Source organism: Enterobacter cloacae complex sp. SHL001 (assembly GCF_049236825.1).
Taxonomy (GTDB): domain Bacteria; phylum Pseudomonadota; class Gammaproteobacteria; order Enterobacterales; family Enterobacteriaceae; genus Enterobacter; species Enterobacter hormaechei_C.
Genome location: NZ_JBMKIP010000006.1, coordinates 43,751 through 69,521, shown reverse-complemented (window position 1 = coordinate 69,521; position 25,771 = coordinate 43,751). Strand labels below are relative to the sequence as shown.

Sequence of the window (25,771 nt, the reverse complement as noted above, 5' to 3'; positions counted from 1 at the left end):
TTATCCGGCGCCTGCCCGTTCTGACATTAATGCGCATTGTGTTTGTAATGAAAAACGGGCAGGCCCAGCTTAAGGCGCAATGCCAGCATACGCGCGGTGAAGCCAAACAGCAGGGTGGAGATAACCACCACATCGTGGCTGGTGACATAGTGCTGCAAGGCGACATAAAGCACTGCCGCGGCAAAGGAGATGCCGGCATACAGTTCCTTCTGGAAAACCAGCGGGATACGTTTGCAGAACATATCCCGCAGCACCCCGCCAAACACGCCCGTGATCACGGCAGCAATGGTGGCGATAACCGGGCCTTCACCCATATCGAGAGCGATTTGTGCGCCAATGATGGAAAAAACAATCAGCCCAAGCGCATCCAGCACCAGGAACACGCGGCGCAGATGAGGCATCACCGGGGCCACAATCGTGGTTAGCACGGCTGCCGTTGCCACGATAATGACGTACTCAGGGTTTTTTACCCAGCCGAGCGGATAATGGCCAAGCAGGATATCGCGCACGGACCCGCCGCCGAGCGCGGTGGCCGTGGCAATAATAATCACGCCGAAGGTGTCCATACGGCGACGTCCGGCAGCGAGCGCGCCGGTCATGGCTTCTGCGGTAATGCCAATAAGATAGAGAATGTGAAGCAGCATAAACCCTCCGGAATGAAGAGGAGGAGATTAGCGATTTGTGCGGAAGATCACGATTGAGATTTTCTAAGGCGAGGGGGTTTGCCCTACAGAAATTTATCAACGCATGCCTGGCGGGCTTGTGATAAGGCGGGAGGAAAAGAAAGTAAGGCTAAATAAGGATTAGAAAAAGTAATGGGTGGTGTGCGAGGCAACACCACCCTGAAAGGAATTACTCGATATTCTGGATCTGCTCGCGCATCTGCTCAATCAGCACCTTCAGCTCAATCGCTGAATTGGTTACCTCTGCATTGATTGACTTAGACGCCAGCGTGTTCGACTCGCGGTTGAACTCCTGCATCATAAAGTCGAGACGGCGGCCTACAGCTTCTTTCTTCTTCAGAATGTTGTAGGTCTCTTTAACGTGCGCTTCCAGACGATCCAGCTCTTCAGCCACGTCCACACGCTGCGCCATCAGCACCAGCTCTTGTTCCAGACGGTTGTTTTCCAGCTGAACTTCCGCCTCTTCCAGTTTGGCGACAAGACGCTCACGCTGCCATTGCAGCACTTCTGGCATATGAGCGCGCACTTTAGCGACTTCGGCGCTCACGCCTTCAAGGCGTTGCTCAATCATCGCTTTCAGCGCCTGGCCTTCGGTTTCGCGGGCAACGATAAAGTCGTCCAGCGTGCCGTCGAGTGCAGCCAGGATTTCAGCGGTAATCGCGTCCAGATCCTGCTCTCCGGCGGCCATCACGCCAGGCCAGCGCAGAATATCAACCGGGTTGATCTCGCCTTCATCGCTCTGCATTTTGACCCAGTTCGCCGCATTAACCAGCTGTTTTGCCAGCTTTTCGTTCAGGATCAGTTCGCCCTGTGCACTGGCATCGGGCTCAAAACGCAAATTACATTCCACTTTCCCGCGGGTCAGACGCGTACGGATACGCTCACGCACCACAGGCTCCAGGCTGCGGAACTGTTCCGGCATACGGAAATACGTTTCCAGATAGCGCTGGTTTACCGAGCGCATTTCCCAGGTAGCGCTACCCCAGCTACCCTTGATTTCACGCCGGGCGTAGGCGGTCATACTGCGGATCATAGACATTCCCGTTTTTAAAGGAGAGATGGGGGGATTATAGCTTTCAGGGGCTTCTCAGGATAGGAATAAGCGTCCTTTATCCGTATAATGCGCAGCCACATTCGTTTCAAGCCGGAGAATCCATCATGCGTCCAGCAGGTCGTAGCGCCAACCAGGTGCGTCCCGTCACCCTGACCCGTAACTATACAAAACACGCTGAAGGCTCCGTGCTGGTTGAGTTTGGTGACACCAAGGTGCTTTGCACCGCGTCCATTGAAGAGGGCGTGCCTCGCTTCCTGAAAGGTCAGGGCCAGGGGTGGATCACCGCCGAATACGGTATGTTGCCGCGCGCAACCCATACCCGTAATGCCCGTGAAGCGGCAAAAGGTAAGCAGGGCGGCCGTACTATGGAGATCCAGCGCCTGATCGCGCGTGCGCTCCGCGCCGCGGTTGACCTGAAAACGCTGGGTGAGTTCACCATCACGCTGGACTGCGACGTGATCCAGGCCGATGGTGGCACGCGTACGGCCTCTATTACCGGTGCCTGTGTGGCGCTGGCAGATGCCCTGAACAAGCTGGTTGCCGCCGGTAAGCTGAAAACCAACCCAATGAAAGGGATGGTTGCTGCTGTCTCCGTTGGTATCGTTAACGGCGAGGCGCTTTGCGATCTGGAATACGTTGAAGATTTTGCCGCAGAAACCGACATGAACGTGGTGATGACCGAAGATGGTCGCATCATTGAAGTGCAGGGTACGGCAGAAGGCGAGCCATTCACCCACGAAGAACTGCTCACCTTGCTGGCGTTGGCCCGAGGGGGAATCGAATCTATTGTAGCGACGCAGAAAGCGGCGTTAGAAAATTGATTTTAAGGCGACCAATGAGTCGCCTTTTTTTTGCCTGTAAGACTGAAAAGACAAAGGAGCAAATCCATGAAATCGTATCAGCGCCAGTTTATTGAGTTTGCGCTTAACAAGCAGGTACTTAAGTTTGGCGAGTTCACGCTGAAATCCGGGCGTAAAAGCCCGTATTTCTTCAACGCCGGACTGTTTAATACCGGGCGCGACCTGGCACTGTTAGGCCGCTTCTATGCCGAAGCGCTGGTGGATTCCGGGATTGATTTCGACCTGCTGTTTGGCCCCGCGTACAAAGGCATTCCAATCGCAACCACCACGGCGGTAGCGCTGGCGGAGCACCATGACCGCGACGTACCGTACTGCTTTAACCGTAAAGAGGCCAAAACCCACGGTGAAGGCGGCAATCTGGTAGGCAGTGCGTTGCAGGGGCGCGTGATGCTGGTGGATGACGTGATCACCGCAGGTACCGCGATCCGTGAATCGATGGAGATTATCCAGGCTAACGGCGCAACGCTTGCGGGTGTGCTGATTTCGCTCGATCGTCAGGAGCGCGGGCGCGGCGACATCTCTGCTATTCAGGAAGTGGAGCGCGATTATGGCTGCAAGGTCACGTCGATTATCACGCTGAAAGACCTGATTGCGTATCTGGAAGAGAAGCCTGAGATGGCTGATCATCTGGCGGCGGTGCGTCAATACCGCGAAGAGTTTGGCGTATAATTCAATTGCCCGGTGGCGCTACGCTTACCGGGCCTACCCGTTCGTAGGCCGGATAAGGCGAAGCCGCCATCCGGCGATGGCGTTACTGTAACTGAGCAGCCACTAACGGCCAGCGGGCGTCAAAATCGTCCGTTGGTCGATATTTAAACTCGCTGCGCACAAACCGGGAGAGCATCCCTTCGCAAAATGCCAGGATCTGGCTTGCCAGCAGGGTTTCATCCGTATTATATCCCTCGCCCTCCCGCATTTTCTTCTCGCGCAGAACCTGACGCAGCTGGGCTTCGATACGCTCAAAAAGCTGGTTTATACGGCCTTGCAGACGATCCTGTTCAAACATCAGCGCGTGGCCGGTCAGAATACGGGTCAGACCCGGGTTACGTTCACCAAACCCCAGAATCAGCAGCACAATCAGACGCAGACGCGTGCTGGTGTCTTTTTCATCCTTCAGAATCAGGTTGATGCGCGTGATCAGGCTGTCTTCGATAAACTCGATCAGGCTGTCAAACATCCGGGTTTTGCTCGGGAAATGACGATACAGCGCCGCCTCTGACACGCCCACAGAGGCCGCCAGTTTTGCGGTGGTGATGCGTTGACTGCCGTCGCTGGATTCAAGCATCAGAGCCAGAGATTGAAGTATTTCTTCGCGACGATTCCTTTTCGCGGTTTGTTTTTCTGCCATGTTACAAAATACCCCTGAAAATAAGCACTTGTCAGGCTGGCAACCACACAGCGACCCGCAAACTGACGTTTGCGGTTTGTTATTGCATTATGGCGCTGTGAGATGCGTGTTTGTCGGGCGGTTATTTGCGCCCGGAATGGCCGAAGCCGCCTTCGCCACGGTCGGTAGCGTCGAAGTCTGCCACCAGGTTAAATTCTGCCTGCACCACCGGTACAAACACCATCTGCGCGATACGCTCGCCCGGCTCAATGGTGAAGCTGTCCTGGCCACGGTTCCAGACGGATACCATCAGCTGACCCTGATAGTCAGAATCGATCAGGCCGACCAGATTACCCAGCACGACGCCATGCTTGTGGCCCAGGCCAGAGCGCGGCAGGATCACCGCTGCCAGTGACGAGTCAGCAATGTGAATCGCCAGCCCGGTCGGGATCAGGGTCGTTGCACCCGGCGCCAGTTCTACGGCGTCATCAAGACAGGCGCGCAGGTCAAGACCGGCAGAGCCGGAGGTGGCATACGTTGGCAGCGGAAATTGCTCGCCAACGCGCGGGTCCAGAATCTTAACGTCGATTTTTTTCATCATAACGGGTAACGATCTCGTCCAGTAAGTGTTGGCCCAGGAGTTCTTTGCGCTCAAGCGGTAAGACTTTATCTCCATCCTGCCAGAAAAGGTGCAATGCGTTGCTGTCGCTGTTAAATCCTTGCGTGGACAGCGATACGTCGTTCGCGCAAATCAAATCGAGGTTTTTGCGGGTACGTTTTTGCCGGGCATATTCTTCCACATTATTCGTTTCTGCGGCAAACCCAACAACGTAAGGTCGATGAGTTTTCAATGCGGCGACACCGGCAACGATATCCGGATTCTTCACCATTTTTATTGTTAATTCATCACCTTGCTTTTTAATTTTGGCGTCGGCAATGGTTTCGGCGCGGTAATCAGCGACGGCCGCACAGCCGATAAAAATATGCTGCTGTTGAGCATGTGCCTGTACGGCGGCTTCCATTTCCAGCGCGGTCGTTACATCAATACGCTGCACAAACGCAGGGGTGGTAAGCGACACCGGGCCGCTCACCAGCGTGACGTTCGCGCCGCGTTTGGCTGCCGCGGCAGCAATCGCAAAGCCCATTTTGCCGGAGCTGTGGTTGGTGATGTAACGCACCGGATCCAGCGGCTCGCGCGTGGGGCCCGCGGTAATCATGATGTTGAGATGTTGCAGATCGTTGACAGGCGAGAAATGGGCGGCGGCCATATCAACAATCGTCAATGGGTCGAGCATACGCCCTGGCCCAACGTCGCCGCAGGCCTGGCTGCCACTGTCCGGTCCCCAAATCAGCAGGCCGCGCGAGGCCAGCGTGTCCAGATTATGCTGGGTAGCGGCGTTGCGGTACATCTGCTGGTTCATTGCGGGCACAACCGCGACGGGCGCAGGCGTGGCGAGGCAAATGGTCGTTACCAGATCGTTCGCCATACCGGCTGCCACGCGGGCAATTAAATCTGCCGTGGCGGGGGCAAGGATAACCAGATCGGCCCATTTCCCCAGCTCAATGTGGCCCATTGCGGCTTCGGCTGCCGGGTCGAGCAGGCTGTCGGATACCGGGTATCCCGAGACGGCTTGCAGGCTCAGCGGGGTGATAAAGGCTTTGCCGCCTTCGGTGATCGCGACCCGTACGTCGGCCCCGCGCTCGCGCAAACGGCGCACCAGGTCTGGCGTTTTATAGGCAGCAATACCGCCGCTGACGCCAAGAACGATTTTTTTACCGGCCAGGCTCATCATGATTCTTTCCTGTTGGGTTTCACCAGAGAGCGGGCATTTTATCACAATCCCTAAAACGGGGTGATGATGTCCTTAATTCACTTTGCGAGGCGTTACGCAAGAACGAAATGCCAGCGTCGAACCCCGAATTTGCCTGTGGCAGCATAATGGCAAACAGAAGGAGGCCGGGCATGGAAGAGACTGAACTGCTGCTACCGCGTGAAAAAATGCTGCGTCATGGCGTCACGTTGTTAAAGGACGACGAGCTGCTGGCGCTCTTTTTACGCACAGGCACGGCGGGGAAAACGGTATTTACGCTGGCGAAAGAACTGATAGACCATTTCGGTTCACTGTATGGATTGCTGACCGCTGAGCTGGAGGCGTTTACGCACGTTGAGGGCATTGGCGTGGCGAAATATGCCCAGTTACGGGGCATTGCCGAGCTGGCCCGGCGATTTTACAACGTGCGTATGGAGGAAGAAGACCCGATCCTCACCCCCGACATGACCCGCGAATTTCTGCAAAGCCAGCTCTCCGATCTGGAGCGGGAGATCTTTATGGTGATCTTTCTCGACAACAAAAACCGGGTACTGAAACATACCCGCCTTTTTTCGGGAACATTGAGCCACGTTGAGGTGCATCCGCGTGAAATTGTGCGGGAAGCGATAAAAGTGAATGCAGCCGGCGTGATCCTCGCGCATAATCACCCCTCTGGCTGTGCAGAACCAAGCAGAGCTGACAAAGCAATTACCGAACGTATTATCAAATGCTGTCAATTCATGGACATTCGTGTGCTGGACCATCTGATAATTGGCCGCGGAGAGTACATTTCTTTTGCCGAACGTGGCTGGATTTAGGCCTTTTCTCGCGATCCATCGGGATCTTTGTCTGTTCGGGACTTGAGCACACCGCCGAGTCAGCGTATACTACGCCACCTTTGAGAATCTCGGGTTTGGCATTTGGGCCTGGCAATCGAGAGTTCAATAGAACTATGCGATGACCGGGCTGTAAAGCCTGACGAGGCGCCGATACCCCATACGAAGCTCGAGCTAATTTGATTTTTGGAGAATAGACATGTCCCGAGTCTGCCAAGTTACTGGCAAGCGTCCGGTGACCGGTAACAACCGTTCCCACGCACTGAACGCGACTAAACGCCGTTTCCTGCCGAACCTGCACTCTCACCGTTTCTGGGTTGAGAGCGAGAAGCGTTTTGTCACCCTGCGCGTATCTGCTAAAGGTATGCGTGTAATCGATAAGAAAGGCATCGATACAGTTCTGTCCGAACTGCGTGCCCGTGGCGAAAAGTACTAAGTACTTAAAGAGGAAATAAATCATGGCTAAAGGTATTCGCGAGAAAATCAAGCTGGTTTCTTCTGCTGGTACAGGTCACTTCTACACCACCACGAAGAACAAACGTACTAAGCCGGAAAAACTGGAACTGAAAAAATTCGATCCAGTTGTACGCCAGCACGTACTGTACAAAGAAGCTAAAATCAAATAATTTTAGTCTCCTTGTATTGAAAAACCCCGCAACTGCGGGGTTTTTTGCATTCTGCATCTCAACGGAGGAACCATGCCTGAATTACCAGAGGTAGAGACCAGCCGCCGCGGCATTGAGCCCCATCTGGTTGGCGCGACTATTCTTCATGCTGTCGTTCGCAACGGGCGTCTGCGCTGGCCGGTGTCCGATGAGATCCACGCGTTAAGCGACAAACCCGTCCTGAGCGTGCAGCGCCGCGCGAAATACCTGCTGCTGGAGCTGCCTGACGGCTGGATCATTATCCATCTGGGCATGTCGGGAAGCTTGCGCATCCTCACCGAAGAGTTGCCTGCGGAAAAGCACGACCACGTTGATCTGGTGATGAGTAACGGCAAAGTGCTGCGTTACACCGACCCGCGTCGCTTTGGCGCATGGCTGTGGACCAAAGAGCTGGAAGGACACAACGTGCTGGCGCATCTCGGACCTGAGCCGCTGTCAGAGGCGTTTAACGCGGATTATCTCAAAGAGAAGTGCGCGAAAAAGAAAACCCCGATTAAACCCTGGCTGATGGATAACAAGCTGGTGGTGGGCGTGGGAAATATCTATGCCAGCGAATCGTTGTTTGCCGCCGGGATCCATCCCGATCGGCTGGCCTCCTCGCTGTCGGCGCAGGAGTGCGAGCTGCTGGTCAGAGTAATTAAAGCGGTACTGCTGCGCTCAATTGAGCAGGGCGGGACGACGCTGAAGGATTTCCTGCAAAGCGACGGGAAGCCAGGCTATTTTGCGCAGGAGTTGCAGGTTTATGGCCGTAAGGGTGAGCCGTGCAGAGCCTGCGGGACGCCGATTATTGCCACGAAGCACGCTCAGCGCGCCACGTTTTACTGCCGTCAGTGCCAGAAGTAGGGTTACTTTAGCTTTTCCATCAACGCCTGGTGGACGTTAACCGGCAGGAAGTGGGTAACGTCCCCGTGATGGCGCGCCACCTCTTTCACCAGTGAGGAAGAGATGAAGGACCACTCTTTGGAGGGCATCAGGAATACGCTCTCCAGCTCCGGCATCAGATGGCGGTTCATGTGTGCCAGCTGCATCTCATATTCGAAGTCTGCTACCGCGCGAAGACCGCGGATCAGGATATTGGCCTGCCGGTCACGGGCAAAGTTTGCCATCAAGTCGCTGAATCCGACGACCTCAACATTCGACAGATGCGAAATCGCATCGGTGGCAAGCTGCACGCGTTCGTTCAGGTCGAACATCGGCTTTTTGCTCGGGCTGGCGGCAATGGCCAGAATTACCTTGTCGAACATACACGCCGCACGGGTGATGATATCAAGATGACCGTTAGTGATCGGATCGAAGGTACCCGGATAAATCGCTTTTGTGCTCATGGCTCACGTTTTCTCTGAGTAGCCGCGGTTCAGCGCCCACAGCTCGGTGTATTTGTTGAAAGTATACTGGGCATTCACTACGGCCAGTAACCAGCCCTGTTTGCCGTCCAGCACGCCGCCACGCAGCAGCAGCGTTTTCAGAAACGCGCCCAGCGTGTGGGTGAAGATGCCGGTCAGCGTGGCCTTCTTGCCGCGCGTATGCCGCTCCTGCGCCCAGGCGGTGGCATAGTTCAGCTGTTTACGCTGGAAGCTGGCGAAATCGCGGCAGGTCAGATGAAGCAGATCGCCCGTCAGGGGGATGACCTGAGCGCCATCGCAGGCCAGAGATTCATGGACCAGGTTGTCGTTGTACTGATAACGCTCGCGCGCATAGAGGCGCATCACGCGGTCGGGGTACCAGCCGCTGTGGCGCATAAAGCGGCCCAGGAAATAGTTACGACGCGCGATACTGTAGACCGCGCCGGGCTGTGGCGCGGCAAGCACCGTTTGAATGGCCTGTCGGAGTTCCGGGGTGACGCGCTCATCGGTATCGATCATCAACACGTAATCGCCCGTGGCGTAACCCTGCGCACGCTGGCGCTGAATACCGTAGCCCTGCCAGTCGGTGTCGGTAAAGACTTTTGCCCCGGCTGCACGGGCAACGTCCGCCGTGTTGTCCGTACTTCCGGAGTCGAGAATGACGATTTCGTCAGCCCAGGCAACAGAGGCCAGGCAATCCGAAAGCAGGTCGGCGGCGTTTTTGGCGATCATCACGACCGACAGACGCGTTGACATTAGTGGCTCCGCTGCGGCAGGTAAGGTTGCAGAAGTTGCAGCAGACGGGTCAGCGCCCCCTGGTTCTGATGCAGGACTTCAACGGCGTGACGACCGTACCACAGGCGGTAATCTTCGTCAGTCAGAAGGGTAGAGACCTCTTTGACCACCGAATCCGCGTCGGTCACGGTGATTAAGCCATCGGCTTGCTGCAATTTCGCGCAGATATCTTTGAAGTTAAACGTGTGTGGCCCCATCAGCACGGGAATGGCGTGGGCTGCTGGCTCCAGCGGGTTATGACCACCGCGCTCCACCAGGCTTCCGCCAACGAAAGCAAGATCGGCGATCCCGTACAGCAGCATCAGTTCGCCCATCGTATCGCCAATCACCACCTGCGTGCTGCCAGAGGGGATTTCGCCGCTGCTGCGCAGGGTGAAGCTGAAACCGCCTTTTTGCACCATCTCGCGGGCATCTTTAAAACGCTCAGGATGGCGAGGAACCAGAATCAGCAGTAAATCAGGGAATTTTTCCAGCAGCTGGCGGTGAGCCTGAAGAATAATGGCTTCTTCGCCGTCATGGGTGCTGGTGGCAATCCAGACCTGGCGACGCGGCGCCCACTGACGACGCAGTGTTACCGCACGGGCGGCGAGTTCAGGGGTGACGGAAATATCGAACTTCAGGCTACCCGTGACCGCAAGCTGGTTGCGCTTCAGGCCGAGGGCGATAAAGCGCGCGGCATCTTCTTCGTTCTGCGCGGCGATCAGCGTGATTTTGCTGAGCAGGCGACGCATAAATTTACCCAGCTTGCCGTACCCTTTCGCCGAGCGTTCCGACAGACGCGCGTTGGCGATAACCAAAGGAATTTTACGGGCATGCAGGGCGGAAATCATATTCGGCCACAGTTCGGTTTCCATGACGATCACCAGTTTAGGGCGCACGGTATTCAGGAAACGGTTCATGGCGCAGGGGAGATCGTACGGCAGGTAGACGTGATGCACGTCTTTACCGAAGGCAGACATCACGCGCTCTGAGCCGGTTGGCGTCATCGTGGTGACGGTGATGGGCAGTGACGGATAACGGTGGCGCAGGGCACGCACCAGTGGAATGGCGGCCAGCGTTTCCCCGACTGACACGGAATGCAGCAGAATACCGTCCGGCGCCACTTTATTGCGGCAGTAGCCATAACGTTCGGCCCAGCGTTTACGGTACGCAGGCGCTTTACGGCTACGAAGCAACAGTCGCAGCCACACCAGTGGCTGAATGATGTAGAGCAGGGCGGTATACAACAATTCCAAGCGATTATCCGTTTTTTTAGTTTCGGCCGGGAAATTCTAAGCATTTAAGCGTGCTAAAGCTATCTCTTATGCCAGATACCGTTTTAAACGGAAGTAGCGCCGGCCCAGGCGCCAGCGCAAACGCGGGCTTTTGGCACTTTTCCAGATGAGCTTCCAGATCCCGGTGTCGAAGAACTCATTGATTATCATTGATTTCTTCGCCTCATCCTTCATGTTGTCGAAGGTATGAATAATTCCCAGACCCTCTTTAGCGATTTGCCAGTAACAGGCCGGGATATTTTTCACTTTATCCGGGTAGCGCTGGTTAATGGCATCAAGCATCTTCAGGATCTTCATATAATGGCGCGCAGAGCGAATCAGCGTGTCGTCATTATCCGGGGTGTGCGATACCGAGGCGGAGTGAATGTAGTAGTCGTAAAAGCGTTCGCTGGTGTATTGAACGCGTTCCGCGGCAAGCAGCACCTCAGTCGTCCACGGGATATCCTGATGGCGCAGGCCTGGCTCGAAACGGAAGCCGTGCTGACGAATAAAATCGTGACGATAGATATTCAGCCAGGTCACATGCAGGAACTTACGTGAATCCAGCGCCTTTTTTAACCATGCCGCGCCATTCATGACGCCCGTTGAGGCGAGCTTATCTTCAGGGAAGATAGGGCGAGACGGTTTTTTGTTATTTTCCCAGACGTAGTTACCATTGCAGGTGGCGACATCCAGGTTCTGCGTGACGGCCATATCCAGCAGACGCTGGTACATGCCGGGTTTGAAGACATCATCAATATCCGGGAAAGAGAGATACTGCCCGGTCGCAACGGCCAGGCCAGTATTACGCGCGATGGACACGCCCTGATTAGGTTGTTCAATAACCTGCATCTGTGGCAGCTTTTCGCGCCATTTTTCGACAATCTGCATCGAGCGGTCAGTGGAACCGTCATTCACGATGATGACTTCCATACTGTCGATGTGTTGATCTACAAGGCAGGTAAAGAACTGATCGAGAAAAGCTTCACCGTTATAAACGGCAACCACCACGCTTAATAAAGGCGCTGAATTTTGCATATGAAACCTGATTATTTTTGGTTGTCGACCAAAGCAATGTATTGCTGGCAAATGGCGTTGATACCGAACGATGCGATCGTTTCGCGATCAACAACCGGCGGAGAGGCATACAGTTCTGCCAGTGTTTTCGCCAGTGATTCGTCGGTTAACGCTGTCAGACCACGCGCCAGGGGGCCAGTAAGGATCTCAGCAGGGCCGCCAGGGCAGTTTGTACTCACCGGTGGGGTCTGACAGATAATGGACTCTACCAGTACATTACCAAAACCTTCGCAGTCGGAACTTAACACTAAAAGGCGTGCCCCTTTGATCCACGGGTAGGGGTTAGTTTCGAATGGGCGGAAGACGATCTTGTTTTCAATTCCCAGCTTAGCGGCAAGCTGTTTGAGCTGGTTTATTTTCGCGTCAGAACCTTTACCCATCAACACCAGCGATGCGTCGATCTTGCTCAGCGCGAACGCCCGCAGCAGCCGGTCGTGACGTTTGTGTTCATGAAAACGGCCAACGTGGATAATGTAATCCTGCCCCTGCATCTCAAAGGGCGCTTCCGCCAGACGCTGAATTTCAGGGATATCAAAGGGGTTATGGATAACCGCTTTGCGCCGCAGGGGGATCGCGAGTACCTCAGAGAGATCGTGCAGCACGGCGCCGGAAACCGCCACCACGTTGCGGTTTTCATAGGTATGACGAATTTTATAATGCTTAAACCAGCGAGAAAGCCCGCTGCGATGGCGCAAATAGGAGAAGGAGAACATCCCGTGTACGCAGAACCAGACCTTATCCCGATCCAGCACGCGGCTGTGTGCTACGATACGGTCGGTTTTATGCAGATGCGAGAACACGACGTCAAATTTACCGCTGCGTTCTGCCTGCTCGATGGCGCGATCCAGCAAACGGGCGCGACGCGGGATCTCGGTCAGCTTCCGCCAGGGTTTTTTACAGGTATCCTGCACAACCTGAAAATCGATGCCTTCCGGAATGGCGTAGTCGCACACCTTCCGTAAGGAGAAAAGGGTGACCTGATGCCCCAGTTCTGTCAGTCCGCTGGAGAGGGTAAGAACCGTCTTTTCGGCTCCTCCACCGGGTAAACCATCAATAATCATTAGGATGCGCATTATTAATCCAGTAATTTTTGATAAAGCGAAATAAGCTGACTTGATAGTTTTTCAGGGGTTGCTTCTCTGACGCGTTCACGCGCCGCAAGCCCCATATTGTTATTTTTTTCCAGTGAAGGGATGGACATGACGGCCTCCTTCAATGTGTGGATATCAAGTGCATCACAGTAAAACCCGTTCTGGCCTTGCTCAATAAATTCTGAACCACCGCAACTCTCTGACGTAATGACGGGCAATCCACAGGCCATTGCTTCAAGTATGACGTTAGGGAAAGGATCATACAGCGTCGGCAGCAGTAAACCATCAGAAAGCTGATAAAATGGCAGCGTCTCTTTTTGCATCCCCAGGAAACGGATTTGCCCCTCACAGCCTAATGAACGGGCGAGGTCGCGATAACGGCTTTCCGCTTTATCCTGACCGACCACAACCAGCCACGCCGAGGTTCCTGCTATAGCCCGAATAGCGCTTGCCAGCCCCTTGCGTTCAAACCCTGAACCCACGAAGCAGAAAATGACGGCATCAGCGGGTAAGCCAAATTGCTGACGCAGTACAGCGCGTTGCCTCTCTTCTGCCGGAACGAAGCGGCTGGAATCTATTGAATTATAAATCACATGTATCTTTTTTGCGTCAATATCAAAGTCTTCGACGATTTCGCGCTTGATCATCTCCGCATTACAGATAACGGCTTTCAACTCGGGAGCCTGGTACATTTCACGTTCTGCGTGCATCACGTAGCGGTGATAGCGATCGTGCATAAGCAGCTTCGCGCGCCAGGCGGGAAGAATACGCGTACGCTGTAGCAGCCAGCGTCGATGTACACCATCCCCGGCGCGGTAAATATCGCAGCCCGGAATACGTTCGTGGCTCTGGACAATATCAAACTGCTGTTGCTGCCACAGCGCGCGTGCGGCGTGTGCAAAGCCGCGCTCACGGCTGATGCGGCCCCACTTCCGGGGATCGCAAATATGAATATGCCAGTCGTCCTGCTTTTCGCCCTGCCACTCGCGGGTGATGACGTTGAGCTCAAGATTTTGATTGCTCAGCGCGGTAAGTGCCCTGGAGACAAAACGTTCTGCTCCCCCATCCGGACGATATTTTTGGCGCACAATGGCCAGACGATGAAGCTTCATTGCAGGTATCTCCTTGCGGCGGAGACGACAGCATCAACGGGGATGGCGTCGAGATAACGTTCCGTCGTTTTTGTATCAATGGCGTCAGGGTTGGGAAGCGGGCCGTAGTTACCTGCCCAGATGACCTCTCCTTTAACCTGCCATGGCGACCAGAACGTCAATTTTGACGGGCCAAACAGCGCCACGCAGGGCGTCTGAAGGGCGGCGGCCATGTGCATGGGTACGGAGTCAACGCCAATGAACAGGATCGCGTGATCGATTAGCGAGGCCAGCTGGCGCAGGGTTAACTGCCCTGCCAGCGATACAACACCCGTCTGCGGGGAGGCGGCAAGAATGCGGTCAATCATCGCCAGCTCTTTCTTATCCGGTCCCGCCGTGAGGACGATAGTGTGGCCGTCCTGCTGCAACGCGGCGATAGTTTGCGCCATTTTGCCTTCATCCCAGCACTTAAAGAACCAGCGTGAAGTGGGTTGAATAACGATGTAGCGGTCTCCCACGCCCTTTTGCGACAGCTTTTGGTGAGCATGGCGCCAGTCATCCGCGCTGTAAGCCATGGTCACGGTAGGGTTGGCCATTACCGGCAGCGCTGACAGTATGGAGAGATTTTGTTCAACGGTGTGCAACGACTGATGGCTGGCGACCGAGACCAGTTCACTGTGACAAAAACGCCAGAAGGCATTATTGCGCTTGTTAAAAGCGAACCCGAGCCGAACCGGTGCACCGGTGAAGCGGGTAACAATCGCGCTGCGCCACTGATCGGCAAGATTGATCACCAGATGATAATGCTGAGCACGTAAAGCACGAAGCAACTGCCACTCTTTTTGCAGGTGCTTCAGCGTCCCCAGCTGCTTCCATTTACGATCGATACCATAGATCGTCCCGATTGCCGGGTGCGCGGCGAGCATGTCTCGCGTCTCTTCATAGAGAAGCACGTCGATTTGGGCGTCAGGCCATTTCTGGCGTAATGAATTGATGACGGGGGTGGTGAGTAACATGTCACCATGATGGCGAAGTTTGATCAGTAAAATGCGCAAATCAGGCGTGTCAGGTAAGTTATTCATCATCATCTTATCGGCGTTGTACTATTGGCAATTCTAATAGACCTGGTAACGACTTGCACTCTTTCTCCATAATGTCAGGAATTTCCCTGGAAGGGTTTACTCCTGCTTTCGGGCGTGCGTAACATAGCGCTAACTATTTTGTCTTGCGGGCTCATTATGAAAAAACCAGCGTTTATCATCACGATCGATACCGAAGGGGATAATCTCTGGCAGAACCACCGGGTGATCAAAACGGAAAACGCGCGCTACCTGGCGCGGTTTCAGGCGCTTTGTGAACGCTTCGGCTTTAAGCCCGTCTGGCTGACCAACTACGAGATGGCAGTCGAACCGGTATTCATTGAGTTCGCGAAAGAGGTCATAGCCCGCGGCCAGGCTGAGGTGGGAATGCATCTCCATGCCTGGAATAGCCCTCCGGAGCACGATCTGACCGGTGATGACTGGCGCTGGCAGCCTTATCTGATTGAGTTTTCAGACGAGGTCATGCGTGAGAAAGTGCTCTTCATGACCCGCTTACTGGAAGAGACTTTCCAGACAAAAATGCTCAGCCATCGCGCCGGGCGCTGGGCATTCGACAGCCGTTACGCCCAGTTGCTGATTGAGCTGGGGTATCAGGTAGATTGTTCCGTTACGCCGCGCGTGAACTGGCGCAACGCGAAAGGCGCTCCGCAGGGTAATGGCGGAACGAATTACCAGCATTTTCCCGATCGTGCCTACTTTTTGGACGTAGACGACATTTCCCGGCCGGGAAACAGCCCTCTCCTCGAAGTACCGATGAGCATCCAGTATAAACACCCGGCATGGCTGAATTCCCTGAAGCAGGGTTATGATCGTCTGCGCGGTAAATACCGTTCTCCGTCAGTTAACTGGTTACGTCCGTCCGGAGGAAATGCGGCGGAGATGATTAAGGTTGCGCAGCAGTGCCTGGCTCAGGGGAATGACTACGTGGAATTCATGCTGCATTCGTCGGAATTTATGCCTGGCGGGAGCCCTACTTTTAAAGACGAGGCCGCGATTGAGGGGCTGTATCAGGATCTGGAGCAGCTCTTTACCTGGTTATCAGATAAGACCGTGGGGATGACGCTGGCGGAGTTTTACCAGTACAAAAAATAGTTATGCCCGCCAGGCGGGCCGTGGTTTTATTTTTTCCATAACGCCTCAATAACCCTTTTTTTGTAGCTAAAACGAACATCGGTGGACAGGAAAAAAGACAATGTATACATGGTCTTTACGCGTTGTTTCACGAGCTGCAATTGTTGGTCTGTAAGACAGGACCGATGGTTGCTGTAAATATCAAACCAGTGGCAATTGACGAGATGTTTGTAGCGTGACGGAAATGTTCTTTCCATCTGTAACGTGCATTCGACAAGCGTTGAAATTTTGCTGGCGTCCAGACTGCTCGACAAACTGTCGCGACGCTTGATGTAATAATAATGCCCCTGGCGCTGATAGGCTATTTTACTCGATTGCATCAACATTCCCGGGAAGACAGCGAAATCCTCATAACATAACATCGGAGGTATGGGATTTTTCTCGTAAAGACTACGATGAATAAACTGGCCAATGAGATGTGCCTGAAAGTCTTTATGACGTAAGAAACGAGTAATTGCTTCATGTTGTGACAATGGCACAGGATTAAATCCCTGCCAGTCTGACGTTATTTTCCGGGGATCGCGAATCTCAAGCAAACGAGTCAGTAACATGTCCGGACGTTGCGCTTTCAGGAAGGCTATTGCGTCCCTGAGGCTGCCCGGCTTTAAGCAATCGTCACTGTCGAGCATCGTAATATACTCACCCGATGCCAGCGCGACAGCGCTGTTTCTTACCCGGCCTACGTTACGAAAGTTCACGGTGCGCGTTATGATCTGAGGAAATTTCGGCGACCACTCATCAATTATTGCCTGCGTGGCATCCTCAGAACTGTCATTGAAAATAATAATTTCAGTGTCCTGATCGGTTGCTGCCAGCAGGCTTGAAAGCGTGGCGTGCAGCGTAGCTTCAGCGTTATGCGCAGCAATAATGACGCTTAAAAAAGCCATAAAAATTAGTTTCCTTGAGCGTCGGTAGCGCTAGCCAGTGAGCGGGCTTTTGGTAGTGTACGGATAAACTGCTGAAGATCGTGTAACGCGGAGTCAGTGACAGAGAATAGCGCTTCCCGTTCTTGCGGGAAGTAATAGCGCGTTTCAAACACATAAGAACAAATGTTATCGTCATTCCCGATCAGCATCACATTGCCAAGCGGACGCTGTTCATAGTGACAACACGGTCCAAACAGCAGGACCACCGGCACGCCGACGGCGTCTGCGATGTAGACATTCCCCGAGTCAGACGCGATATAGCAGTCCATCTTAGAAATGGCCCAGGGAAGCTCTTTCAGCGAAATTTTGCCAATAAGATTGATAAAATTGGGGATGTCACCGTAAAGACGGGTGATATCGTCCATCCACGACTGTTCGTTTGGCGCGCCGAAGACATAAAACTCGCAGGGTAAATCAGCAAGTTGATCAACAATCCGCTTCCAGATAACCGGAGGGACGGTTTTGGCTTTATTGCCCGCCGCAATACTGATGCCGATGCGGATAACGCCAGGTTTATCAAGAATGGCCGGCCAGGTCGTCGGCTTGAAGAGTGGCTTTGTGGCGTGCTTGGGAGAGTCTTGCCACGTGAGCGAGCGGTCGGCCAGTTTCAGGTAGTTCGTCACCGAAAGCGTTTTTTTGCCATGCTCAACGGTGCCGTCGGCTGCGAGATAGAAAATCCCGTGATACCACCTGCGCGTGTAAATGCTTAAAAATTGTTTGTTTTTGGCATTGCAGACGGCGGCAAAAAAGAGGTTCACGCTGTTGGGCTGTAGCAGGTAGACGTTGTCGTAGCGGTTCATGATCCTGCACGCGAAGCACAGTTTACGCCACAGGTTGCGCTTATGCTGCTCAATAAAATAGATCTGCTCAATAGTCTCATCATGCTTCGCCAGCGCGCCAACGCTGCGACTGATCAACACATCGCTTTTTTGCAGATATGCCAGAAGAGGCGTCGCATTAATAAAGTCACCGATTTTGGCTGTCTGAATGACAAGGTTCTTGCCCGTGTCCTTTCGAAACAGCTTCCGGATGAGTTTCACCGGAAAGAGTAAAATCAGCAGAAATACATAACTCATGGGTTAAATATCCATGTTGGAAAGCCGATGGCTGCCCTGTAAAAATGAAAAAATAGCATCTGCGCTAATATCCTTCGTTTGTTGCGTAGGGCTGACCATCTGATGCTGGTTTTTACCGTAACCCCCGATCAACCCCGGATCGGTCGGGCCGAAAATCGTGATATTAGGACGATCCAGTGCGGCGGTTAAATGGCTTAACCCTGTATCCACAGAAACGACGGCGTTAGCGCCCGCCAGCTGTGCGGCAACCTGCGCCAGCGTGAGTTTGGGTAACACCTCGACGTGGGAAAAACCTGCTGCCAGACGTTCCGCTCGCTGCCGCTCATGTTCAGCGCCCCACGGGAGTTTAATATGGATACCGCAAGGTTGCATTAGTTCAATCAGCCTTCTCCAGTGCGTTTCCGGCCAGTGCTTATCGTCGCGCGTTGTGGCATGCAGGAAAACCAGATAGGGCGCGATATCCTTGTCCGTTTCGCGCAGAAAATGCTGTGCGATGGCGTAGTCACCCTGGAGGTCGGGTTTTGCATAGCCGAGACTCTTAGCGAACAGCTCGCGGGTACGTTCCACGGCGTGCTGCTGCTTCGCAATATGGTGGCGACGATTATAGAACAGGCTCGCCAGCGGTTCGCGGGCGGTTTGCCAGTCCATGCCGTGCTTTACGCCGTGCGCCAGACGCGTGACCAGCGCGGCGCTTTTCACCAGCCCCTGGGCGTCGACGATCGCGTCGTAACGCCGGGCCTGCACCGCTTCGCGGAAGGCTTTGCGTTCGGCTTTAATCTGTGCGGAGAACCATGCTTTGCGCCAGCGGCGAATGGCCACCGGGATCACGCGATCAACCGCTTCATGCCAGGTGGGGATCTGCGCGAAGCCTTCTTCCACCACCCAGTCAAAACGGATGCCGGGAATGGCCCGCATGGCGTCCGTCAGCGACGGCAGCGTATGCAGAACATCACCCATTGAGGAGGTTTTAACGATCAATACCCGCATCCGTTATCCTTCTTCGCTCAACAGCAGTGCGTTGAGTTCTTCGAGAACACGCTGCGGGGTAATGTCGATCAGGCTCTGATGGTAACCTTCTGCGGCATCGCCTTTGCGCACCTTGTGGTAGCCGGTGATCAAACGGATCACGCGCGCCTTATGCGACAGTGGCGGCGTAAAGTCCGGGCTGCTTGGGCCATACAGCGCGACCAGCGGGCGGTCCAGCGCGGCGGCGACGTGCATCAGGCCAGAGTCGTTACTGACCACGGCCTTACAGGCGGCAATCAGGATAACCGCCTGCTCGAGCTGCGTTTCCCCGGCCAGGTTGCGGCACCATGCCTGTTGCTCGGTGCTCAGCGTGGCGAGAATTTCATTGCCCGCCTCATGATCTTTCGCCGAGCCAAACAGCACAATCTGATAGCCTTCATCGATAAGCTGTTTCGCCAGCTCTGCATAGTGATAGTGCGGCCAGCGTTTTGCCGGACCGAATTCTGCGCCAGGGCAGAACCCAATCATCGGGCGTTCGGACGAAATGCCAAATGCGTTGCAGGTGTGGGATTTCTCCCCATCGCTTACCTGGAGCTGCGGCCACAGCAGCGGCTGCGGCAGATCTTTCGCGCTGCGCATCACGCCTTTGTCGTAGGCCAGCGCCACGTAGCGCTCCACCATCAGCGGCCAGGCCTCTTTATCCAGCACCCGGGCGTCGTTCAGCAGGCCGTAGCGCATTTCACCGCGCCAGCCGGTACGGTGCGGGATGCCCGCAAAGAAGGGCACAAGGGCGGATTTGAAGGAGTTAGGCAGCACGTACGCGCGGTCATAGCGTTTCTCGCGCAGGCTGTGGCCGAGTTTGCGGCGTTCACCGATTTCCAGCGCCCCGTGTCCGAGCGGCATCGGGATCGCCTCGTTCACTTCCGGCATACGCGATAACAGCGGACGGCACCATGCGGGTGCCATCACGTCGATTATCGCCTGGGGATAACGCGCCTTGAGCGTGCGATAGAGACTTTGCGACATCATCATGTCGCCCACCCATGACGGGCCGATCACCAGAATTTTCATGCTTATGCGTCGCGGTTCAGCCAGGCCATATATTCCGTTACGCCTTCGGCAACGGTCTTGAACGGCTTGTCGTAGCCTGCGGCGCGCAGGTTAGTCAGGTCCGCCTGGGTGAATGCCTGGTAGCGGCCTTTCAGCTTATCCGGGAACGGAATGTACTCAATGCTGCCTTTCTTATGGTACGCCAGCGTCGCGTCTGCCACCGCCTGGAAGGATTCCGCGCGGCCGGTGCCCAGGTTGAAAATGCCGGACACGCCATTTTCCAGGAACCACAGGTTTACTGCCGCCACATCGCCCACGTAGACGAAGTCACGCTTGAAGCCGTCGCTGCCTTCGAACAGTTTCGGGCTTTCGCCGTTATTTAATTGGGTGTTCAGGTGGAACGCCACGCTCGCCATGCTGCCTTTGTGGCCTTCGCGCGGCCCGTAGACGTTGAAGTAGCGGAAGCCGACAATCTGCGAGTTCGCTTCTGGCAGGATCTGACGTACGTACTCATCAAACAGGAACTTGGAGTAACCGTAAACGTTCAGCGGCTGCTCATATTCGCGGGATTCGATGAAATCTGAAGTGCGCCCACCGTAGGTTGCCGCGGAAGAGGCGTACAGGAACGGAATTTCGCGCTCCAGGCAGTAGTGCAGGAGCTCTTTGGAGTACTGATAGTTGTTATCCATCATGTACTTGCCGTCCCACTCGGTGGTGGAGGAGCAAGCACCTTCGTGGAAGATGGCTTCGATCTCGCCGAACTCTTCACCCGCCATAATCTGGATAAGGAAGTCTTCTTTATCCATGTAGTCAGCGATGTTCAGATCCACCAGGTTCACGAACTTGGTGCCGTCTTTCAGGTTGTCCACCACCAGAATGTCGGTGATGCCTTTGTCATTGAGGGCCTTAACAATATTGCTGCCGATAAAGCCCGCGCCGCCAGTAACGATGATCATAACTGTAACCTTTGAAGTATGAGTCGGGGAATATCCCGAACGCTAATCTCTTTATCATATCATCACAACGCTCAGGCTTCAGCCATTCACCGATATGCAGCAGGGGTACGCGTGATTTATGCTGCAAAAACGAGAAGAGATACTGCGTCATCTCGTCATGAACTATTGGTTTGGGTAATATGTGCCAAAATTTGCCGAGTCTGGAGAATTGCAATGCGTGGTGATTTTTACAAACAGTTAAACAGCGACCTCGACACCGCACGTGCGGAAGGGTTGTTCAAAGAAGAGCGTATTATCACGTCTGCCCAGCAGGCGGACATCACCGTTGCCGACGGCAGCCATGTGATCAACTTTTGCGCGAACAACTATTTAGGTCTTGCGAATCACCCTGAGCTAATTGCCGCGGCGAAAAACGGCATGGACACCCACGGTTTCGGTATGGCCTCCGTTCGCTTTATCTGCGGTACGCAGGACAGCCACAAGCAGCTTGAGCAAAAGCTGGCGAACTTCCTCGGAATGGAAGACGCGATTCTGTACTCCTCCTGCTTCGACGCCAACGGCGGTCTGTTTGAGACCCTGCTCGGCGCAGAAGACGCGATTATCTCCGACGCCCTGAACCACGCCTCCATCATCGACGGCGTACGCCTGTGCAAAGCGAAGCGTTTCCGCTACGCCAACAACGACATGGTGGAGCTGGAAGCGCGCCTGAAAGAGGCCCGTGAAGCGGGGGCTCGCCACGTCCTGATCGCCACCGACGGCGTGTTCTCCATGGACGGTGTGATCGCCAACCTGAAGGGCGTGTGCGATCTGGCGGATAAATACGACGCGCTGGTGATGGTGGATGACTCTCACGCGGTCGGTTTTGTCGGCGAAAACGGTCGTGGCTCCCACGAATACTGCGACGTAATGGGCCGCGTGGATATCATCACCGGTACGCTGGGCAAAGCGCTCGGCGGCGCGTCTGGCGGCTACACCGCCGCGCGTAAAGAGGTGGTCGAGTGGCTGCGCCAGCGCTCCCGCCCGTATCTGTTCTCCAACTCCCTGGCGCCGGCGATTGTGGCTGCCTCCATTAAAGTGCTGGAGATGGTGGAATCCGGGGCTGAGCTGCGCGACCGCCTGTGGGCTAACGCCCGCCTGTTCCGTGAAAAAATGAGTGCCGCAGGATTCACCCTGGCCGGTGCCGATCACGCGATCATTCCGGTGATGCTGGGCGACGCGGTTGTCGCGCAGAAATTTGCTCGTGAGCTTCAGAAAGAAGGGATTTACGTGACCGGGTTCTTCTTCCCGGTGGTACCAAAAGGTCAGGCGCGTATCCGCACCCAGATGTCTGCGGCGCACTCGCCTGAACAAATTGAACGTGCGGTGGAAGCCTTTACCCGCATCGGCAAACAGCTGGGCGTCATTGCCTGAGGACGTATGATGAAAGCGTTATCCAAACTGAAAGCGGAAGAAGGGATTTGGATGACCGACGTGCCGGAGCCGGAAGTCGGTCATAACGATCTGCTGATCAAAATTCGTAAAACCGCCATCTGCGGTACTGACGTTCACATCTACAACTGGGACCAGTGGTCGCAGAAAACCATTCCGGTACCGATGGTTGTCGGTCACGAATATGTCGGCGAAGTGGTGGGTATCGGCCAGGAAGTAAAAGGCTTCAACATTGGCGATCGCGTCTCCGGTGAAGGCCACATTACCTGCGGTCACTGCCGTAACTGTCGCGGTGGGCGTACCCACCTGTGCCGCAACACCGTCGGCGTGGGCGTGAACCGTCCGGGCTGCTTCGCGGAATACCTGGTGATCCCGGCGTTTAACGCGTTCAAAATCCCGGACAATATCTCTGACGATCTGGCCTCCATCTTCGACCCGTTCGGCAACGCGGTACACACGGCGCTCTCCTTCGACCTGGTGGGTGAAGACGTGCTGGTTTCCGGCGCGGGCCCCATCGGCATTATGGCGGCAGCCGTGGCGAAGCATGTGGGTGCGCGCAACGTGGTGATCACCGACGTGAACGAATACCGCCTGTCGCTGGCGCGCAAAATGGGCGTCACCCGCGCGGTGGATGTCTCGAAAGAGAGCCTGACCGATGTGATGGAAGAGCTGGGCATGACCGAAGGCTTTGACGTGGGTCTGGAGATGTCCGGCGCGCCACCGGCGTTCCGCACCATGCTCGACACCATGAACCACGGTGGCCGTATCGCGATGCTGGGTATTCCGCCGTCAGATATGTCCATTGACTGGAACAAAGTCATCTTCAAGGGGCTGTTCATTAAGGGCATCTATGGCCGTGAGATGTTCGAAACCTGGTACAAGATGGCCGCGCTGATCCAGTCCGGTCTGGATCTGTCCCCGATTATCACTCACCGTTTCTCCATCGATGAGTTCCAGCAGGGCTTTGACGCAATGCGGTCCGGCCAGTCAGGGAAAGTGATCCTGAGCTGGGATAAGTAATTAAAAAGGGGCCAGCGGCCCCTTTTTTTACTGATTTTTTTTCTCTTCGTCCGTCAGGTAGCGCACCTTGCGGGTGTAATCCTGGCCTTTGAACAGCAGTTTGTTATCCGGCGATTCCAGATACTTCTGCCATTCGGAAAGCGGGAAACCACCGTGCGCGCCAATCACCTCTTTCGGCACAACGGCTTCCTGACCGCCGATCTTCTTGGAGACCGGCCAGTTCATCCAGTCACCGAGGTTAACCGTTGTTACATCCAGCATGTCCAGCAGCGCAGCGAGCGGCAGCTGATCGGTCGGCGGCTGCGTGTCGTCCATCAGCTCCCAGGTATCCTGGAACAGCGTCAGCCACAGCGGGCAGATACGGCGCCAGGTCTTTTTGGTGGCGGCAAGAAACGCGCCGTTAACGTGATCGACCAGATACGGACGCACCGTTTCTTTGTAATATGCCGGCACTTTCTCCGCTGGCGCGCCGTCCAGCTTGGCAATCATTTTGCCCTGACGGAAGCTGGAGTAGATGTGCATATCCGCCATGTTGATCTCTGGCATTTTAAGCAGGTTGAGATCGGAGTCGATCATCAGCACACCTTCACCGCGCGCCTGCAACGGAGCGTTAAGCTTCACCAGACGACTGAGGTAGATCTGCTTATAGCGGTAACCTTCTTCACGTTTTGGAAGCGTGAGGGTAACAACGCGGGTTTTTGGCGGCAGCTCGCCGAAAGCGGATTCAGGCTGATCGCTGACGATAACAATCTCGCTGACGTCGGTGGCATAACGCTCTGCAAAGGTCGCTGACAATAACGCCTCTTCGACGAAATCCGCGCCCGTACACGGGATCACAATGGAATCCACCGCAACGAGATCGCGCGTGACCGGAAGGGAAGCGTAAGGAATGTTATGACGCCCGGTAATGTGGCGGTAGCGAGCATTCAGGAATTTAAACATGTTCTTCTCGTTTGGTTATTGCGCGCCAAGAACGGCCTCGACACCGTTAACATAGCTTTCAATGGCATACATGTTGCAGACATTCTGGTGTGCGGCAGCGGCGAGCCGGGCGCGCAGAGCAGGATCCTGCCAGATATTATCCAGATGTTGAGCAAGTTGCGACACGTCGCTCCAGGGAAACAGCAGGCCGGTCGACTCATGATCGATCAATTCTGCCGTGCCGGTCACCTTTGAACCAATCACGGGAATATTCAGCAGCATTGCCTCCAGCACGACGCGCGGCAGGCCTTCGCTCTTCGAGGCCAGAATAAATGCGTCAAAGGTGGCGAGATAGTCAAAAGGCGTGTTCTGGAAACCGGTAAAAATGACGTGCTCAGCAATACCCAGCGCGTCAGCCTGTGCCGCCAGTGCGCCGCGCTCCGCCCCTTCACCGACCAGCACCATCTTCCATTTTGCCTGCGGGTGCCTCTGGCTGAACTGTGCCAGCGCCTCCAGCGTATGGTGGTTGGCTTTGCGAGGGATTAGCGAGCCAATGCTGCCGAACACAAACGTGTCGTCATCAATGTTCAGGCGCTGGCGCATCGCGCGTCGGTCGGGCAAAGGCTGGTGGATGTCGATAGCATTGTTGACCGTGGTACACAGCTCGGGCCGGACGCCATGCTGAAGTAGCACGCGTTCAACGCCGTGCGAGACGGCGATAATTTTTGTGGCATGGGTATTCACCAGCTTCACCAGCGGCGGGGTCAGCACCGGTTCAATCCGGCAGTGCTGGATTATCCGCGCATGCAGGTTTGCGCCCGCCAGATACCCTTCTTCGTTAGAGCCTGGCTGGTTGTTCATATACAGCGTATCGAAACCACCTTCTCTGAAAATGGTCTCGATCTTGCTGACGTTGGGGCGAATGCGCCACAGGGTATCGATATGCCGCGTAAATGCTTTGCGCGCTGAACGCGAAAAAAACAGCAGACCACGTCCCGCTTCTTTCAGTAGTTTTGCCCATGCCGGTTGCTTACGTTGAGGGATAACGAGTAGCGGGATCCCAATGCTATTGAGCACCTGGCCAATCGTTTGACCTTCAGCACGACTATAATCACTGTAAAAACAACAGGTAATGTCGAATTTGTCGCGGTTGATTCGCTTCAGAAGCTCAAGCATACTGTTGGTACCTCCCCCCCATTCTTTGCCCGTGTCCAGGAGGAGGATTTTACGTTTTTGCGGCATGTCTGAATCCGTATGCTACCCTTCATCTGACCGCATTATAAAGAATTTACTGAAATAAAATAGATTTTT

The 25,771-nt window shown here is 54.8% G+C and carries 28 protein-coding genes; 9 read left to right on the top strand and 19 right to left on the bottom strand.

Annotated features, from left to right (window positions below; all coding sequences use genetic code 11):
• Nucleotides 1-26: 26 nt before the first annotated feature.
• Nucleotides 27-644 (bottom strand): trimeric intracellular cation channel family protein, encoded by a 618-nt coding sequence (locus ACOTYH_RS16785; RefSeq protein ID WP_015570045.1) that lies wholly within the window; start codon nt 642-644, stop codon nt 27-29.
• Nucleotides 645-852: 208 nt separating this feature from the next.
• Nucleotides 853-1,716, bottom strand: a complete 864-nt coding sequence (locus tag ACOTYH_RS16780) for a YicC/YloC family endoribonuclease (RefSeq protein WP_003860907.1) — start codon at nt 1,714-1,716, stop codon at nt 853-855.
• Between the two features lie 125 nt (nt 1,717-1,841).
• Here ACOTYH_RS16780 and rph point away from each other — a divergent pair, with 125 nt between their 5' ends.
• Nucleotides 1,842-2,558 carry a ribonuclease PH gene (gene rph, locus ACOTYH_RS16775; RefSeq protein WP_063413361.1) on the top strand — a complete coding sequence of 239 codons (717 nt, stop codon included), beginning with the start codon at nt 1,842-1,844 and terminating at the stop codon, nt 2,556-2,558.
• Between the two features lie 66 nt (nt 2,559-2,624).
• A complete protein-coding gene (pyrE, locus tag ACOTYH_RS16770) occupies nt 2,625-3,266 on the top strand; it encodes an orotate phosphoribosyltransferase (RefSeq protein WP_015570043.1) in 642 nt (213 codons plus the stop codon).
• An 82-nt stretch (nt 3,267-3,348) separates the two neighbouring features.
• Here pyrE and slmA read toward each other — a convergent pair whose 3' ends face one another.
• The 3 genes from slmA to coaBC form a co-directional block, all read right to left on the bottom strand.
• The gene (gene slmA, locus ACOTYH_RS16765; RefSeq protein WP_003860901.1) at nt 3,349-3,945 is read right to left on the bottom strand and encodes a nucleoid occlusion factor SlmA; all 597 of its coding nucleotides are present in this window, start codon (nt 3,943-3,945) and stop codon (nt 3,349-3,351) included.
• Between the two features lie 121 nt (nt 3,946-4,066).
• Nucleotides 4,067-4,525: a dUTP diphosphatase gene (gene dut / locus ACOTYH_RS16760; RefSeq protein WP_045348433.1), complete on the bottom strand. Its 459-nt coding sequence runs from the start codon at nt 4,523-4,525 to the stop codon at nt 4,067-4,069.
• Entirely contained in the window at nt 4,503-5,714 is a 1,212-nt protein-coding gene (gene coaBC / locus ACOTYH_RS16755; RefSeq protein WP_168728665.1) for a bifunctional phosphopantothenoylcysteine decarboxylase/phosphopantothenate--cysteine ligase CoaBC, read from the bottom strand. The genes dut and coaBC overlap by 23 nt, the downstream gene beginning before the upstream one ends.
• A 173-nt stretch (nt 5,715-5,887) precedes the next feature.
• Between coaBC and radC the strand changes: the two genes are divergently transcribed.
• The 4 genes from radC (at nt 5,888) to mutM (ending at nt 8,079) form a co-directional block, all read left to right on the top strand.
• Nucleotides 5,888-6,553, top strand: coding sequence for a RadC family protein (gene radC / locus ACOTYH_RS16750; RefSeq protein WP_421637834.1), 666 nt, complete (start codon nt 5,888-5,890; stop codon nt 6,551-6,553).
• Nucleotides 6,554-6,770: 217 nt separating this feature from the next.
• Complete coding sequence (rpmB, locus tag ACOTYH_RS16745) at nt 6,771-7,007, top strand: 50S ribosomal protein L28 (protein WP_002436699.1); 237 nt, start codon at nt 6,771-6,773, stop codon at nt 7,005-7,007.
• Between the two features lie 22 nt (nt 7,008-7,029).
• Nucleotides 7,030-7,197: a 50S ribosomal protein L33 gene (gene rpmG, locus ACOTYH_RS16740; RefSeq protein ID WP_003024094.1), complete on the top strand. Its 168-nt coding sequence runs from the start codon at nt 7,030-7,032 to the stop codon at nt 7,195-7,197.
• 72 nt (nt 7,198-7,269) lie between these two features.
• Nucleotides 7,270-8,079, top strand: coding sequence for a bifunctional DNA-formamidopyrimidine glycosylase/DNA-(apurinic or apyrimidinic site) lyase (gene mutM / locus ACOTYH_RS16735; RefSeq protein WP_003860879.1), 810 nt, complete (start codon nt 7,270-7,272; stop codon nt 8,077-8,079).
• 2 nt (nt 8,080-8,081) lie between these two features.
• Here mutM and coaD read toward each other — a convergent pair whose 3' ends face one another.
• From coaD to rfaQ, 7 genes are all read right to left on the bottom strand, one after another.
• Nucleotides 8,082-8,561, bottom strand: a complete 480-nt coding sequence (coaD, locus tag ACOTYH_RS16730; protein ID WP_015570040.1) for a pantetheine-phosphate adenylyltransferase — start codon at nt 8,559-8,561, stop codon at nt 8,082-8,084.
• 3 nt (nt 8,562-8,564) lie between these two features.
• Nucleotides 8,565-9,335 carry a glycosyltransferase family 2 protein gene (locus tag ACOTYH_RS16725; RefSeq protein WP_047741059.1) on the bottom strand — a complete coding sequence of 257 codons (771 nt, stop codon included), beginning with the start codon at nt 9,333-9,335 and terminating at the stop codon, nt 8,565-8,567.
• Nucleotides 9,335-10,609, bottom strand: a complete 1,275-nt coding sequence (waaA, locus tag ACOTYH_RS16720; protein ID WP_003860874.1) for a lipid IV(A) 3-deoxy-D-manno-octulosonic acid transferase — start codon at nt 10,607-10,609, stop codon at nt 9,335-9,337. The genes ACOTYH_RS16725 and waaA overlap by 1 nt, the downstream gene beginning before the upstream one ends.
• Nucleotides 10,610-10,675: 66 nt before the next feature.
• Entirely contained in the window at nt 10,676-11,665 is a 990-nt protein-coding gene (locus ACOTYH_RS16715; protein WP_421637833.1) for a glycosyltransferase, read from the bottom strand.
• An 11-nt stretch (nt 11,666-11,676) separates the two neighbouring features.
• Entirely contained in the window at nt 11,677-12,777 is a 1,101-nt protein-coding gene (locus ACOTYH_RS16710; protein WP_017693963.1) for a glycosyltransferase, read from the bottom strand.
• A gap of 2 nt (nt 12,778-12,779) precedes the next feature.
• Nucleotides 12,780-13,907: a glycosyltransferase family 4 protein gene (locus tag ACOTYH_RS16705; RefSeq protein ID WP_015570036.1), complete on the bottom strand. Its 1,128-nt coding sequence runs from the start codon at nt 13,905-13,907 to the stop codon at nt 12,780-12,782.
• Entirely contained in the window at nt 13,904-14,974 is a 1,071-nt protein-coding gene (gene rfaQ / locus ACOTYH_RS16700; RefSeq protein ID WP_058688713.1) for a putative lipopolysaccharide heptosyltransferase III, read from the bottom strand. The genes ACOTYH_RS16705 and rfaQ overlap by 4 nt, the downstream gene beginning before the upstream one ends.
• Before the next feature lie 150 nt (nt 14,975-15,124).
• Between rfaQ and ACOTYH_RS16695 the strand changes: the two genes are divergently transcribed.
• Nucleotides 15,125-16,078, top strand: coding sequence for a polysaccharide deacetylase family protein (locus ACOTYH_RS16695; RefSeq protein ID WP_047637978.1), 954 nt, complete (start codon nt 15,125-15,127; stop codon nt 16,076-16,078).
• Nucleotides 16,079-16,104: 26 nt separating this feature from the next.
• On the opposite strand, the gene ACOTYH_RS16690 is transcribed toward ACOTYH_RS16695, so the two are convergent.
• The 5 genes from ACOTYH_RS16690 to rfaD are packed head-to-tail and all read right to left on the bottom strand — an operon-like array spanning nt 16,105 to nt 21,091.
• On the bottom strand, nt 16,105-17,004 hold the full coding sequence (locus tag ACOTYH_RS16690) for a glycosyltransferase family 2 protein (protein WP_045907005.1): 900 nt from the start codon (nt 17,002-17,004) through the stop codon (nt 16,105-16,107).
• 5 nt (nt 17,005-17,009) lie between these two features.
• The gene (locus ACOTYH_RS16685) at nt 17,010-18,119 is read right to left on the bottom strand and encodes a glycosyltransferase family 9 protein (RefSeq protein WP_058688714.1); all 1,110 of its coding nucleotides are present in this window, start codon (nt 18,117-18,119) and stop codon (nt 17,010-17,012) included.
• 3 nt (nt 18,120-18,122) lie between these two features.
• Entirely contained in the window at nt 18,123-19,106 is a 984-nt protein-coding gene (gene rfaC / locus ACOTYH_RS16680; protein ID WP_421637832.1) for a lipopolysaccharide heptosyltransferase RfaC, read from the bottom strand.
• A 3-nt stretch (nt 19,107-19,109) separates the two neighbouring features.
• Nucleotides 19,110-20,156 (bottom strand): ADP-heptose--LPS heptosyltransferase RfaF, encoded by a 1,047-nt coding sequence (gene rfaF / locus ACOTYH_RS16675; RefSeq protein WP_015570031.1) that lies wholly within the window; start codon nt 20,154-20,156, stop codon nt 19,110-19,112.
• 2 nt (nt 20,157-20,158) lie between these two features.
• Entirely contained in the window at nt 20,159-21,091 is a 933-nt protein-coding gene (rfaD, locus tag ACOTYH_RS16670; RefSeq protein WP_003860858.1) for an ADP-glyceromanno-heptose 6-epimerase, read from the bottom strand.
• 213 nt (nt 21,092-21,304) lie between these two features.
• Between rfaD and kbl the strand changes: the two genes are divergently transcribed.
• Entirely contained in the window at nt 21,305-22,501 is a 1,197-nt protein-coding gene (kbl, locus tag ACOTYH_RS16665; RefSeq protein WP_015570030.1) for a glycine C-acetyltransferase, read from the top strand.
• Nucleotides 22,502-22,510: 9 nt separating this feature from the next.
• Entirely contained in the window at nt 22,511-23,539 is a 1,029-nt protein-coding gene (gene tdh / locus ACOTYH_RS16660; RefSeq protein ID WP_017383610.1) for an L-threonine 3-dehydrogenase, read from the top strand.
• A 27-nt stretch (nt 23,540-23,566) separates the two neighbouring features.
• Here tdh and ACOTYH_RS16655 read toward each other — a convergent pair whose 3' ends face one another.
• Together ACOTYH_RS16655 and ACOTYH_RS16650 are read right to left on the bottom strand one after the other, a co-directional pair.
• A complete protein-coding gene (locus ACOTYH_RS16655) occupies nt 23,567-24,481 on the bottom strand; it encodes a hypothetical protein (protein WP_048973587.1) in 915 nt (304 codons plus the stop codon).
• A 15-nt stretch (nt 24,482-24,496) separates the two neighbouring features.
• Nucleotides 24,497-25,702, bottom strand: a complete 1,206-nt coding sequence (locus ACOTYH_RS16650; protein WP_033486967.1) for a glycosyltransferase — start codon at nt 25,700-25,702, stop codon at nt 24,497-24,499.
• Nucleotides 25,703-25,771: the final 69 nt, after the last annotated feature.